This is a genomic window from Enterobacter sp. SGAir0187 (assembly GCF_002952735.2).
Taxonomy (GTDB): Bacteria; Pseudomonadota; Gammaproteobacteria; order Enterobacterales; family Enterobacteriaceae; genus Enterobacter; species Enterobacter quasiroggenkampii.
This window is the reverse complement of sequence record NZ_CP025034.2, coordinates 297,652-310,396: the sequence shown is the minus strand read 5'-3', so window position 1 is coordinate 310,396 and position 12,745 is coordinate 297,652. Positions and strand designations below refer to the sequence as shown.

The following is a 12,745-nucleotide window of genomic DNA, read 5'->3' as shown; positions in this document are numbered from 1 at the left end:
CACGAATTGCGTTACCCCGGAGATTATGAAGACACATCCACAGTACGAACCCTGGCTGCAGGGCATGCTCATCATCGCGAAGCACTACCGGCTGGACTTTTCGGTGGAGCACGTTCGGGTCACGATTAACCATGAAAGCCAGTCGCCGCGCCAGCTGGTGCTGGAGGAGATGGCGCGCCAGCTTGGGCTGGGGATGCGTGTGGTGGCGGCAGAAGCGGCATCCCTCGATCCGTGGCGTCTGCCGCTGCTGGCAGAATTCACCGGTGGGCAGATTGCGGTGATCAACCGCATGGACAACGAAGGCAACGTCAGCCTGCAGTTCAGCGGCGACGGCGGCCTGGAGACGACGCTAACGCGCGAGGCGCTCGGGTCGCGATTAAAGGGCCTGATGGTGCTGCGCCCGCTCGAGTCCACGCCGGATGCCCGCGTGGATGACTACATCAAACCGTATGAGAAAAACTGGTTCTGGCAGCTGGCGCTGAAGGACTGGCGACGCTACAGCGACATTATGCTGGTGGCGCTGGTCGCCAACGTGCTGGCGCTTTCCGGCATGGTCTTCTCCATGCAGGTCTACGACAGGGTGGTACCGTCGCAGTCAGAAGCCACGCTGTGGGTGCTGTTTGGCGGCGTGATGATTGCCATCGTGTTCGAATTCATCATGCGCATGCTGCGCGTACACATTTCTGACGTGGTGGGGAAGCGCGCCGATCTGCGCATCTCTGAACGCGTCTTTGCCCACGCGCTGCGGATTAAAAACGGCGCACGCTCGAAATCAACCGGATCGTTTATCGCGCAGATCCGCGAGCTGGAGTCGGTGCGCGAGCTGATCACCTCGACGACCATTGCGGCCCTCTCCGATCTGCCGTTCTTCCTGCTGTTCGTCTTCATTCTGTGGATGATTGGCGGTCCGCTGGTGCTGGTGGTCCTGCTCGCCGTGCCGCTGCTGCTTATTCCGGGCCTGTTGGTGCAGCGCCCGCTGGGGAAACTCTCCAGCGAAGGGATGCGTGAATCTGCCATACGTAACGCCACGCTGGTGGAAGCGGTGCAGGGCATTGAAGACATCAAGCTGATGCGCGCCGAGCAGCGTTTCCAGAATCAGTGGAATAACACCAACGACGTCGCCGCCAGCGTCGGCATGAAGCAGCGCTGGCTGACGGGCCTGCTGCTTACCTGGACACAGGAGGTGCAGTCCATTGTTTATGCGGTAGTGCTGCTGGTGGGCTGCTATCTGGTCATCAGCGGTGACATGACCACCGGTGCGCTGGTGGGTACCTCGATTCTTGCGTCGCGGACCATTGCGCCGCTGTCGCAGATCTCTGGCGTGCTGTCGCGCTGGCAGTCGGCAAAAGTGGCCCGCAAGGGGCTGGACGACCTGATGCAGCGGCCGATTGACGATCCGCAGCACGGGAAGAAGGTGCACAAAGCCCACCTGCGCGGGGATTACCGGCTGGAAGACGTCGGCTTCTACTATGACGAAGAAGAGAAACTCACCGTGCTCAACATCAGCAAGCTGCAGATCCGCGCTGGAGAGCGTGTGGCGGTGCTCGGGCGCAATGGCTCCGGCAAAAGCACGCTGTTACAGCTTCTGGCGGGCATGCAGGAGCCGCAGCAGGGCAGCATTCTGCTGGACGATATTGCCCTTAATCATCTCGACCCGGCGGACGTGCGTCGCGACATGCAGCTGCTGAGCCAGCAGGCCCGTCTGTTCTTTGGCTCCGTGCGGGACAACATCCTGATGGGTAACCCGCTGGCGACCGACGATGAGATTCACCAGGCGCTGGTCAACAGCGGCGCGCTGGAGTTTGTGCGCAAACAGAAAATGGGGCTGAACACCATCATCAACGAGGGTGGAACGGGCCTCTCCGGGGGGCAGCGTCAGGCGCTTTTGCTGGCGCGCGCCCTGATCACCTCGCCGACTATTCTGCTGCTGGACGAACCTACCGCGTGGCTGGACGAAATGAGCGAGAAGCAGTTTATTCAGCATCTTCACACATGGCTGGGTAAGCGCCGGACGCTGGTGGTGGCGACGCATCGCCTGCCGATTCTGGACCTGGTCGACCGCATCATCGTGCTGGAAAACGGCAAGGTGGTGATGGACGGCCCGCGCGACGCCATCCTGCACCAGCATGGTATGGCGCCGCAAAAGGCAGCCCAGCGCACCGTGACCATGAAACCGGCGGTGGTTGCAGAGGAGGGCGCGGCATGAATGATTTCTCCCGTTTTAATAGCCGACTGAAGGAGCCTCGCCTTCCGCGCTCTACCCTGGTGGCATGGTCCCTGTTCGCCCTGCTGGTGGTGTTTATCGTCTGGGCGAGCCTGTTCCATCTTGATGAGGTGACGACCGGCAGCGGTAAGGTGATACCGTCTTCTCATGAGCAGGTCATCCAGTCCCTGGAAGGCGGCATTATCCACAGCCTGATGGTGCGCGAAGGCGACATCGTCGAGCGCGGCCAGCAGCTCGCGCAGCTTGATCGGACGAAAACCGAGTCGAGCGTGCTGGAGAGTGAGTCGCGTCTGAATGCGGCGCTGGCGACGGCGGCACGCCTGAAGGCTGAAGTTAACGACACGGAGCTGACGTTTCCCGAGGAGCTGGATGACGACGTTGAGCTGGTTAAGCAGGAAACGGCGCTCTATCAGTCCCGTCGCGAGAGCCTTGAAAAAGGGCTGGCTGGCTTACATCAGGGGGCCGAGCTGGTGCAACGCGAGCTGTCGTTGACCCGTCCGCTGGTGACCCAGGGGGCGGCCAGCAAGGTGGAGGTGCTGCGTCTTGAGCGTCAAAAAAATGAGCTTGAGAATAAAATCACCGAGATGAAAAACCAGTATTACGTCCGCGCCCGCGAAGAGCTGGCGAAAGCCAATGCGGAGATTGAAGCCCAGCGTTCGGTGATGAAGGGGCGGGAAGACTCCCTGACCCGACTGACCTTCAATGCGCCGGTTCGCGGGATCGTGAAGGATATTGACGTCACGACTGTGGGCGGCGTCATCCCGCCGAACGGCAAGCTGATGAGTCTGGTTCCGCTTGACGATCAGATGGTGGTCGAAGCGAAAATTTCGCCGCGCGATGTGGCGTTTATCCATCCCGGCCAGAAGGCGCTGGTGAAAGTGACGGCCTATGACTACTCCATTTACGGTGGGCTGGAAGGGGAAGTGACCATGATTTCGCCGGACACCCTGCAGGATGAGGTGAAAAGAGATGTTTATTACTATCGCGTCTATATTCGTACCGACAGTAACCATCTGACCAATAAGCAAGGGCAGGAATTTCCGGTCTTTCCGGGCATGATTGCCACCGTTGATATTAAAACCGGCAGCAAAACCATTCTGGATTATCTGCTGAAACCGCTGAACAAGGCAAAAGAGGCACTGCGGGAAAGATAAGTGAAGGGCGTTCGGGAGACCGAACGCCTGGAGGATTATACGGTTGACGTCGCGTTGTTAGCGTGGCGTCGCTCTTTGGGTACTACGTTGATGTAATGCGTAACATAGGCAAAATATAACCCGGCATAATTTTCGACGAGTTCGATAAACGCCGGGTATATCGATAGCCGACCATCACCCCGATCTTTCAGGTAGCCTGCCTCCTGAGCCGATTTGATAATCCGGTTGACGTGGATACGCGAAACGAAAAATTCTTTTGCGAGCGTGCTGGCTGAATAGTCGATGACGGCACCATGGGCAGATTTATTTTTCATGGCCTGCAGATAAAGATAAAGCATAATCATACGTCCGCCATCTTTATCGATAAATAATCCCACTTCAGGCAACACCTTTCTGAACGTTAATCCCCGAAAAAGATATTCTGCCGCGCGGCGGAAGAAGTTATTTCTCAAAATATCATTATCCAGCAGGTTCACGTTAATATTGAATGTCGGATAAAGAATACTGACGGGCAAAAAAGCGCCGGACATATATCGCTTAAGTTCATTCAGGCCTTTTTCGGTTGGTGCAATTCTCGTTTTGCGTCTGTCTTCCGTACAGCGCCAGGTCCTGATGCGCCCGGTGGTTCTGAGTATCGTGATGATCGCAATAACGCTGTTAGGGCTGGCTATCTTATAGCGAGAACATAACTCTTTAATTTCTGAGACTGACTCGGCCTGATTTCCAAAAATAAAACAACACATGGAGAGGATAATGTTGAACCGGGATTCCTGCAGCATTGTCTTGTAGAACAAAGGTTGTTTTTTGTAGATGGTGTCATTAATTGTGTAGTGCTCTAATATTGCCTCACCGAATCGTGGATTGCTCTTTATGACATCCCTTCGATGTAGCAAGGCCCTGGATGAGATATGATTATCCATAGCATTTTTCTCGTATTTGAATGAACCGATAGATGAAGTATCCAGTCTTCTTTTTCGGAATTTTCATTATACCCTGAGAATAAAACATTTGCCGTGGTTATTTGAAAAGAAAAGTATATTTAAACGCGGGTGATTAACGCAAAGATGTTTCGGTGAATTAGACTGATAACAGTTTCTTAACCCTGGGTGCTACTGTAAAATTATACTACGCAACAGATGCAATAAATTTTACGCATACTCAAACAGAAATGGCGCTTTGGTGCCCAGGAGCAGGTTATGACCCAAAAAATGTCTCTCAAAAATGGGGTTTGCGATGAACATAAATTTGTCATCTCAGCCTGCGGTTTCACATTCCAGGGGTATTGTTCGATCCTCAATAAGTACGGAATCCATGCTTCCCAAATTCACTTTAACGAAGATGAGGCATCCCAACAGGATATTGAAAATATCCTTAAAAATCAGGATGCCCATATCGTGGTGTTCCTCGGGAAAGGTGTCGTCAATCTCCTGGAAAGCCTGAAGCGACTGGCCTCGGTACTCAATGCACTCCCCGTTATTCGGCATGTCACCCTGTATGGTGATATTCCTGACGGCTGGCTGTACCGCACGCTGGGCAGTCTTTTAAATAACAGTTATCAATTATCATTGATTCGCGTTGCCAGCGTTTCGGATGTAGTAGACTGTTTTAATACCCATTACAAAAGCTTTAAGGATCGTTCTCGTGTATTACGCGAACGCTACATGGATATTGGCTCTGAAGAAAATCTAAAGTGGTTAACACGAAGAGAAATTGACGTATTATTAAGTTTCTACCGCGGCATGTCCGTAAAGGAAATGTGCGATAGAATGGGGTTGTCGAATAAAACGGTGTATACCCACCGAAAGGAAGGTGTGCTTAAATTACGTTTAATTAAGCGCTGGTTACACGATCCGCACAATTTTAAAGCAGACAAACCTGAGAAACATCCGCGTCAAAAAATAGGGTTCACGGAAAAAGAAGCCGAAATTTTTAATGCGTTACGTAATCGGGAAATATTTCCGGCATATCAGATAATTACCGATCGAGATAAAAAAGGGGTTGGATTTGAAATCCTGATTCGCTGGAATAAAAACGGTAAAATTGTCAAGCCTGCCAGTTTTTTAACGGATGTTTCCAATCATGAAATCTGGTTGAAAATTACGGCGTTGGTCATCCATGCTGCCGTATCAGGTATTAATAAGTATAACGGAAAATATTATTTTTCTGTGAATATCCCGCCTCGTCTGGCGTCCGGGAATGCTTTGCCTGATATGGCACGGAAAGCCATCGATATGCTGCTTAAACCGCAGTGGGCCGAAAAGCTGGTTTTTGAATTTGCAGAAGATATTGATGTGACGAAGGACAAAAGGATCCCTGAAACCATGCGGCATTTACGCAATACGGGGTGTCGTTTGTTTCTGGATGACTGCTTCTCTAACCATCAAACCATGTTCCCGGTACGCCAGGTTCATTTCGATGGACTCAAGCTGGATCGGGACATCGTCGATCACTTTGTGGCAAATGACAATGACTACAATTTGATAAAAGCGATTCAGATTTACAGCGACATGACCGGCACTGACTGTATTGCAGAAGGGGTTGATAGCGAAGAAAAGTTTGTGAAACTCGTCGCGCTGGGCGTTAAAAACTTTCAGGGATATTATTTATCGCGTGCCGTGAAAGAGGAGGAGTTAGACCGCATGGTACGGTTATTTAGCTGATAAGAAAAATAAAGCCCCGAAGGGCTCTGGTTTATTTTCGACCCAGCAACAGGCCGAGAACAATACCGACAGCACCCGCGGCGATGAGGCCGGTGAGGGGATTATTTCTGACCGCTTCTGTGACGTCGGAAACGGCATCGCTGGCCTGAGCGGCGTATTTTTTCGCGGCACCTTTTACCTGATGTTTTGGTGAATCGACGAATTCACCAAACTGCTGCTGCGCTGAACCTGCAAGTTCATCAAATCTATTTTTTGCCTTGTCTTCAGCAAACTGGGTGTTTTTATCAGTACCGATATCAGACATTTTTGCCTCCTTTTGTTGATAATTAAAGGATAGCCGCTCTTTGCGGATGTGGGAGACGAAAGGCTAAATTCGGCACCTGACAGAGCGGTTTTCGGATATATCTCTATACCGGGAACCCGTTATTTCTCATTGTCATCCTGACCGTAATACAGTTTCCCGATGCGGATCAGCGGGCGACCCTGAGACTTACGGTGCAGGTTACTGTCCCTGAGCGAGTAAACGCACCCGCAATATTCCTGCTGGTAAAACTGTTCCCGCTTGCTGATCTCAATCATGCGTGAGGATCCGCCCTGTTTGCGCCAGTTATAGTCCCAGTAAACCATACCTGGATAGCGCGCGGCCGCACGCTGGCCGCAGTCGTTTATTTGCTGCATGTTCTTCCAGCGGGAGATCCCCAGCGAGCTGCTGATGACGCTGAATCCATTTTCTGCCGCATAGAGCGCCGTACGCTCGAAACGCATATCGAAGCACATGGTGCAGCGGACGCCGCGCTCGGGTTCCCATTCCATGCCTTTAGCACGCTCAAACCAGTTATCGGTGTCGTAATCGGCATCAACAAACGGCACGCCGTGCTTTTCCGCAAACCGAATATTCTCCTCCTTACGAATGAGGTATTCCTTTTGCGGATGGATATTGGGGTTATAGAAGAAAATGGTGTACTCAATACCCGACGCCTGGATAGCCTCCATCACTTCACCCGAGCACGGGGCGCAGCAGGAGTGAAGCAGCAGCTTGTCGGCACCGTCTGGCAGGGTAAGTTGTGGGCGAATAAAAGGGGCTGTCGTCATGTTATTTTGCACTATGTTGATGAACTTTATAGGATTGTAACACAACTTTTAACGCACTTCAGACGGTACTGCCGGGAACGGGGTTAGCGCGCGGGCTGGACTTCGTACTGAGTGGCGCCGTTAATCAGTAAGTTGCTGTGCAGTAATAGCCCGATGGTACTGAGTGAATTCCACCGGGACGTTGCTGAGAAGCTAAGGCTGTAAAACCTGTTTAATATCAGTATGTCGGTATATTCATTGCCACTTTAAACATCATTTTTCATCGCCTTCGAATAGTGCCACCGAATATACCCATGATGGCATCGCATTGATTTTTTCTTCATACGAATGACTTGTGTCAGAACAACGATTTTTAACGTTATATCTGAAGCTTGTTAGTCCGGAATTAATTAAATATTTATCAATAAGAGATGAAACGCAAAAATAGGGTTGATTATTCGCTTCCTGAGCAAGTCTTTCTAAATTTTTATCATTGCCCGCAGCGACAAAAACCGGAACATCGCCGTAATCTGTCGGTTTGATATCCCATTTAAATACAAAATCATTGTCATTTTCACCTGTTTTGCTGAAAAGATTGGATGGCAGAACATTCTTGTTCATGAAAAATTTATTCAGTGCAGGCTTATGATCGCCATAAACAACAACAACGGCATTCGGATCTATTTTTTTTACTTCTTTGTAGAAGTCAACAAAGCGGTCAACTGCTTGTTTCAATTCGAAGGTATAGATGTACTCACCTGAGTCGTTCTCATGAGGGTACGGGCCATGTGTTGACATGGTAATTAAATTCATGAAAATGTTCTTTCCGTCAGCTTGTTTTAAATGTTCAATTGCTGACTTGTAAAGCAGGTAGTCATCGGGTTGCCATTGCCATTTTTTTCTGGCTGCCAAAATTCGGTCAGGAAGGCTTATAGTCGACATTTCATAAAGGCCATCGAAGCGTTCAAAGCCAAATTTTTTATAAACAGTATCCCTGTGCCAAAACTCTTTTAAATAATTGTGTGCGGCATAGGTGATAAAGCCTTTACCGCCCAGAGCGCTAGCAATGGAATCGGTATACGATTTGAACTGTGTCGCATATTCTTGATAAATTATGCCAGATAATACCCTTGAATTACTGGGGAGGCCGGTGAGCATTTCAAATTCAACATTCGCAGTACCTCCGCCATAAACGGGTGAAGTTGCTCGAAACGTAACAAAACCTTCATTTAATATTGGGGTGATAATTTCTTTGAAGTTGGCATTGTCATACCAGCATGATTCGCAAAGGACGTAAATAACTGTTTTATGTTTTGGTAATTCCGCACTCCCTGCGCGCTTTTCAAGATTGTACGTATCTTTATTGTTTTTACTGGCTAAAGGTGCAGATTTTCGAGAACTGGTCATCACGACATGCATTGCCATTCCATTATCCTGCAGGTTTTCCGACCAATTCCATGATTTATAAGTGACATTCATTTCCTTAGCTAATAATATCATTTTCCGCGAGAAGATGCTGTCTTCGCCAAAGAGAGAACTGAAGTGAGTATAAAAGGAAAATGGTAATATGGTGATAAAACTGATAGCAAGTACCAGAGTGTTTTTCTTTGTTGTGTAAAATTTCCTGCTGATAAAATATAAAATAACACACAATGAAAATGCGAGGAAAAGCAAGAGTGCTGGCCAGACTGTCAGGTAATGTTTTGCAATGGTTATGTTGGATTGAGAAAACAAATCATTCCAGGACAGCACTTCACCCGTGAGTGATAGCTTGATGCCATTGATGTATTCAAGCAGTTTTAAGAGTAAAAAAACAATATAGGCTGAAACGAATGATGGTAGTTTTACCAATCGGAGAAAGATATAGACTAAAGGCAGTGGACTGGCAATCCATAGATAATGTATTAAAGAATATAAATAATTTGGTAATGGTGCGGGGTTTTTAATTTCAGCGATAGCTAATCCGAAAAAAATAATAATTAAAAAGAAATCTAGTAATGATGACGTGGATTTTTTGCGATAGGTATTTGAGATGAGAGACGTAGTTTTAAAGAGCACGTTCATGCTGGGGCCTTAAAATGAATAATTCTCATTATATCATGCAATTCTTAGATGTGTCATTACCTGACTGGGGGGACCGTATGGGAAGTTAACGTCCGCTTTATGTCCAACATTGCCTGTTGCACATGTTTATCACCCTTGTAAACATAATGTTTACAAATTAAGAATAAAAAAGTTACTATACCCCCCTACAGTATCAGGAGGGCGTATGCCGCATTCACCCGAAGATAAAAAACGTATTCTTACCCGCGTCCGTCGCATTCGGGGTCAGGTTGATGCCCTTGAACGCGCACTGGAGTCGGGCGACCCCTGCCTGGCCATCCTGCAGCAAATTGCCGCCGTGCGCGGGGCTGCCAATGGCCTGATGGGCGAAATGGTTGAAATTCACCTCAAAGATGAGCTGGTTGCGGGGGACACCACGCCGGATCAGCGAGCCGTACGCATGGCGGAAGTCGGCCATTTACTGCGCTCTTATCTAAAATAAATCCACATACCTGACAAAAAAGGGAAGGCATATGAAATCTCGCGCTGCAGTTGCATTTGGCCCCGGCCAGCCGCTCAAAATCGTTGAAATTGACGTGGCACCGCCGAAGAAAGGCGAAGTGCTGATCAAAATCACCCATACCGGCGTGTGCCATACGGATGCGTTTACGCTCTCGGGTGACGATCCGGAAGGCGTCTTCCCGGCAGTGCTCGGCCATGAAGGCGGCGGGATTGTGGTGGAAGTGGGTGAGGGCGTGACCAGCCTGAAACCGGGCGATCACGTGATCCCGTTGTACACCGCGGAATGCGGCGAATGCAAGTTCTGTAAATCCGGCAAAACTAACCTCTGCCAGGCGGTGCGCGCCACCCAGGGGAAAGGGCTGATGCCGGACGGGACGACCCGTTTCTCTTACAACGGCGAACCGGTTTATCACTACATGGGCACCAGCACCTTCAGCGAATACACCGTTTGCGCGGAGATCTCGCTGGCGAAGGTGAACCCGCAGGCGCCGCTGGACAAAGTCTGCCTGCTGGGCTGCGGCGTGACCACCGGTATTGGCGCGGTGCATAACACGGCAAAAGTCAAAGAGGGCGATACCGTGGCGGTGTTCGGTCTCGGCGGCATTGGTCTGGCGGTGATTCAGGGCGCGGTGCAGGCGAAGGCTGGTCGTATCATCGCGGTCGATACCAACCCGGAGAAATTCAGGCTGGCGGGTGAAATGGGCGCGACCGATTTCGTGAACCCGAAAGATCACGAAAAACCGATTCAGGACGTCATCGTTGAGATGACCGACGGCGGCGTGGACTTCAGCTTTGAGTGTATCGGCAACGTGAACGTGATGCGTTCCGCACTGGAGTGCTGCCACAAAGGCTGGGGTGAGAGCATCATCATTGGCGTGGCCGGAGCGGGTCAGGAGATTAAAACCCGTCCATTCCAGCTGGTCACCGGGCGCGTATGGCGCGGTTCCGCGTTTGGCGGCGTGAAGGGGCGTACCCAGCTTCCGGGTATGGTTGAAGATGCGATGGTCGGCAAGATTCAGCTCGATCCGTTCATTACCCATCGCTTACCGCTGGAGCAGATCAACGAGGCGTTTGATCTGATGCACGAAGGAAAATCCATCCGTACCGTTATCCATTTCGGCGACAAGTAACTCTTCTGCCAGCGGTTTTTCGCCGCTGGCGTTTCTTTAATAATCTTCTCTAAAGTGTGACCAGTGCGGCGTTTTTAGCCGTAATCTAAATCTCTGCCGTGCCGATGACTATTTAACAGGCGTGTTTTTACGCATCTTACCTACAAGAGAGTCGACGGTCATGGACAACACTACTTCGATGCTGGCGCAGCGCAAGCTGAGCTTCTTGCATCACATCAGGCTGGTTCCGCTGTTTTCCTCCATTCTCGGTGGCATTATTCTTCTGTTTGCCTTGAGCGCAGGTCTGGCGGGGTATTTCCTGTTGCAGGCTGATACCGATCAGCAGGATGTCACATCAGAAATTCAGGTGCGTATGGGGCTTTCGAACAGCTCCAACCATTTACGTACCGCGCGAATCAATATGATCCATGCCGGTGCGGCGAGCCGTATCGCGGAAATGGAGGCGATGAAGCAAAACATCAGCGAGGCGGAAACACGCATCAAGCAATCGCAGTCAAGCTTTACCGCCTATATGAATCGCGCTGTGCGCACCTCAGCGGACGAGGCGCTGGATGCTGAGCTGAAAGCACGCTACGACGCCTATATTGCGGGGCTGCAGCCGATGGTCAAATTTGCCAAAAATGGCATGTTCGAAGCGATCATCAACCACGAAAACGAAACCGCACGTCCGCTGGATGATGCCTACAACGCCGTCCTGCTGAAGGCCATCAAAATCCGTACCGATCGTGCCAGCGCGCTGACCACTCAGGCCCACACCCGAACACAGCTTGGCCTGATGTTTATGGTGGGCGCGTTTGCGCTGGCGCTGGTGCTGACGGCAATGACCTTTGTCGTGCTGCGCCGCACGGTAATCAATCCGCTGCAGCGGGCAGCGAAACGTATCGAGAATATCGCTAAGGGCGACCTGACGATGCCGGACGACGTGGCGGGGCGCAGCGAAATTGGTCGCCTGACGCGCGATCTGCAAACCATGCAGCACTCGCTTGAAAATACCGTGGGCACCGTACGTCAGGGGGCGGAGGAAATCTACCGTGGCACCAGCGAAATTTCTGCCGGTAACACCGATCTCTCTTCCCGCACCGAGCAGCAGGCTGCCGCCATCGAGCAAACCGCCGCGAGCATGGAACAGCTGACCGCGACGGTGAAGCAGAACGCCGATAACGCCCATCATGCCAGCAAGCTGGCGGAAGACGCTTCCGGTAAAGCCACCCGCGGCGGCCAGATGGTCTCCGGCGTGGTGAAAACCATGGGCAATATCTCCAGCAGCTCGAAGAAGATCTCTGAAATCACCGCCGTGATTAACAGCATTGCCTTCCAGACCAATATCCTGGCGCTTAACGCGGCGGTAGAAGCGGCGCGGGCGGGTGAACAGGGGCGCGGATTTGCCGTGGTGGCAAGTGAAGTGCGCACCCTGGCAAGCCGCAGTGCGAATGCCGCAAAAGAGATCGAAAGCTTGATCAACGAATCGGTTTCGCTGATTGACCAGGGCTCCGGCGAGGTTGTGGCCGCCGGTAACACCATGAATGAGATTGTCGACGCGGTGAAACGCGTTACCGACATCATGCTGGAGATCGCCGCAGCGTCCGATGAGCAGAGCCGCGGTATTGTGCAGGTGAGCCAGGCGATTTCTGAGATGGATAAAGTGACCCAGCAGAACGCCTCGCTGGTGGAAGAAGCCTCCGCGGCGGCGGCGTCTCTGGAAGAACAGGGCGCGCGTCTGACCGAGGCGGTTGGCGCGTTTCGGTTGAACAGCGCAAAGCAGGGCCGCGTGATGACGGCTGCACCGGTGGCGCAGAACGTACCATTGCGCCCGGCGGCGACGGTTTCCGGGGATAACTGGGAGACGTTCTGAGCGGCGTGTTGCGTCGGCTGGCGCTTCGCTTACCCGACCTACAAAAACTGACCTACAAAAAAGGGACCTTTCGGTCCCTTTTTCACATC

10 protein-coding genes are annotated in these 12,745 nt (G+C 51.4%); 6 read left to right on the top strand and 4 right to left on the bottom strand.

The window, feature by feature from the left end; genetic code table 11:
• The first annotated feature begins 25 nt into the window (after positions 1-25).
• Positions 26-2,206: a type I secretion system permease/ATPase gene (locus CWR52_RS01485; RefSeq protein ID WP_104948612.1), complete on the top strand. Its 2,181-nt coding sequence runs from the start codon at positions 26-28 to the stop codon at positions 2,204-2,206.
• Entirely contained in the window at positions 2,203-3,378 is a 1,176-nt protein-coding gene (locus CWR52_RS01480; protein WP_104948611.1) for an HlyD family type I secretion periplasmic adaptor subunit, read from the top strand. The genes CWR52_RS01485 and CWR52_RS01480 overlap by 4 nt, the downstream gene beginning before the upstream one ends.
• A 35-nt stretch (positions 3,379-3,413) precedes the next feature.
• On the opposite strand, the gene CWR52_RS01475 is transcribed toward CWR52_RS01480, so the two are convergent.
• Entirely contained in the window at positions 3,414-4,298 is an 885-nt protein-coding gene (locus tag CWR52_RS01475) for a MarR family transcriptional regulator (protein ID WP_104948610.1), read from the bottom strand.
• Positions 4,299-4,574: 276 nt separating this feature from the next.
• Here CWR52_RS01475 and CWR52_RS01470 point away from each other — a divergent pair, with 276 nt between their 5' ends.
• Positions 4,575-6,038, top strand: a complete 1,464-nt coding sequence (locus tag CWR52_RS01470) for an EAL domain-containing protein (RefSeq protein WP_104948609.1) — start codon at positions 4,575-4,577, stop codon at positions 6,036-6,038.
• A 31-nt stretch (positions 6,039-6,069) separates the two neighbouring features.
• On the opposite strand, the gene CWR52_RS01465 is transcribed toward CWR52_RS01470, so the two are convergent.
• The 3 genes from CWR52_RS01465 to CWR52_RS01455 form a co-directional block, all read right to left on the bottom strand.
• Complete coding sequence (locus CWR52_RS01465; protein WP_104948608.1) at positions 6,070-6,342, bottom strand: DUF883 family protein; 273 nt, start codon at positions 6,340-6,342, stop codon at positions 6,070-6,072.
• Between the two features lie 119 nt (positions 6,343-6,461).
• Positions 6,462-7,130 (bottom strand): epoxyqueuosine reductase QueH, encoded by a 669-nt coding sequence (locus CWR52_RS01460; RefSeq protein WP_048030544.1) that lies wholly within the window; start codon positions 7,128-7,130, stop codon positions 6,462-6,464.
• Positions 7,131-7,382: 252 nt separating this feature from the next.
• Positions 7,383-9,173 (bottom strand): LTA synthase family protein, encoded by a 1,791-nt coding sequence (locus tag CWR52_RS01455; protein ID WP_104948607.1) that lies wholly within the window; start codon positions 9,171-9,173, stop codon positions 7,383-7,385.
• Between the two features lie 205 nt (positions 9,174-9,378).
• Between CWR52_RS01455 and CWR52_RS01450 the strand changes: the two genes are divergently transcribed.
• The 3 genes from CWR52_RS01450 (at position 9,379) to CWR52_RS01440 (ending at position 12,656) form a co-directional block, all read left to right on the top strand.
• Positions 9,379-9,654 carry a metal/formaldehyde-sensitive transcriptional repressor gene (locus CWR52_RS01450; RefSeq protein ID WP_008502288.1) on the top strand — a complete coding sequence of 92 codons (276 nt, stop codon included), beginning with the start codon at positions 9,379-9,381 and terminating at the stop codon, positions 9,652-9,654.
• 31 nt (positions 9,655-9,685) lie between these two features.
• A complete protein-coding gene (locus CWR52_RS01445) occupies positions 9,686-10,804 on the top strand; it encodes an S-(hydroxymethyl)glutathione dehydrogenase/class III alcohol dehydrogenase (RefSeq protein WP_021242543.1) in 1,119 nt (372 codons plus the stop codon).
• Positions 10,805-10,964: 160 nt separating this feature from the next.
• Positions 10,965-12,656: a methyl-accepting chemotaxis protein gene (locus tag CWR52_RS01440; RefSeq protein WP_104948606.1), complete on the top strand. Its 1,692-nt coding sequence runs from the start codon at positions 10,965-10,967 to the stop codon at positions 12,654-12,656.
• Positions 12,657-12,745 lie beyond the last annotated feature (89 nt).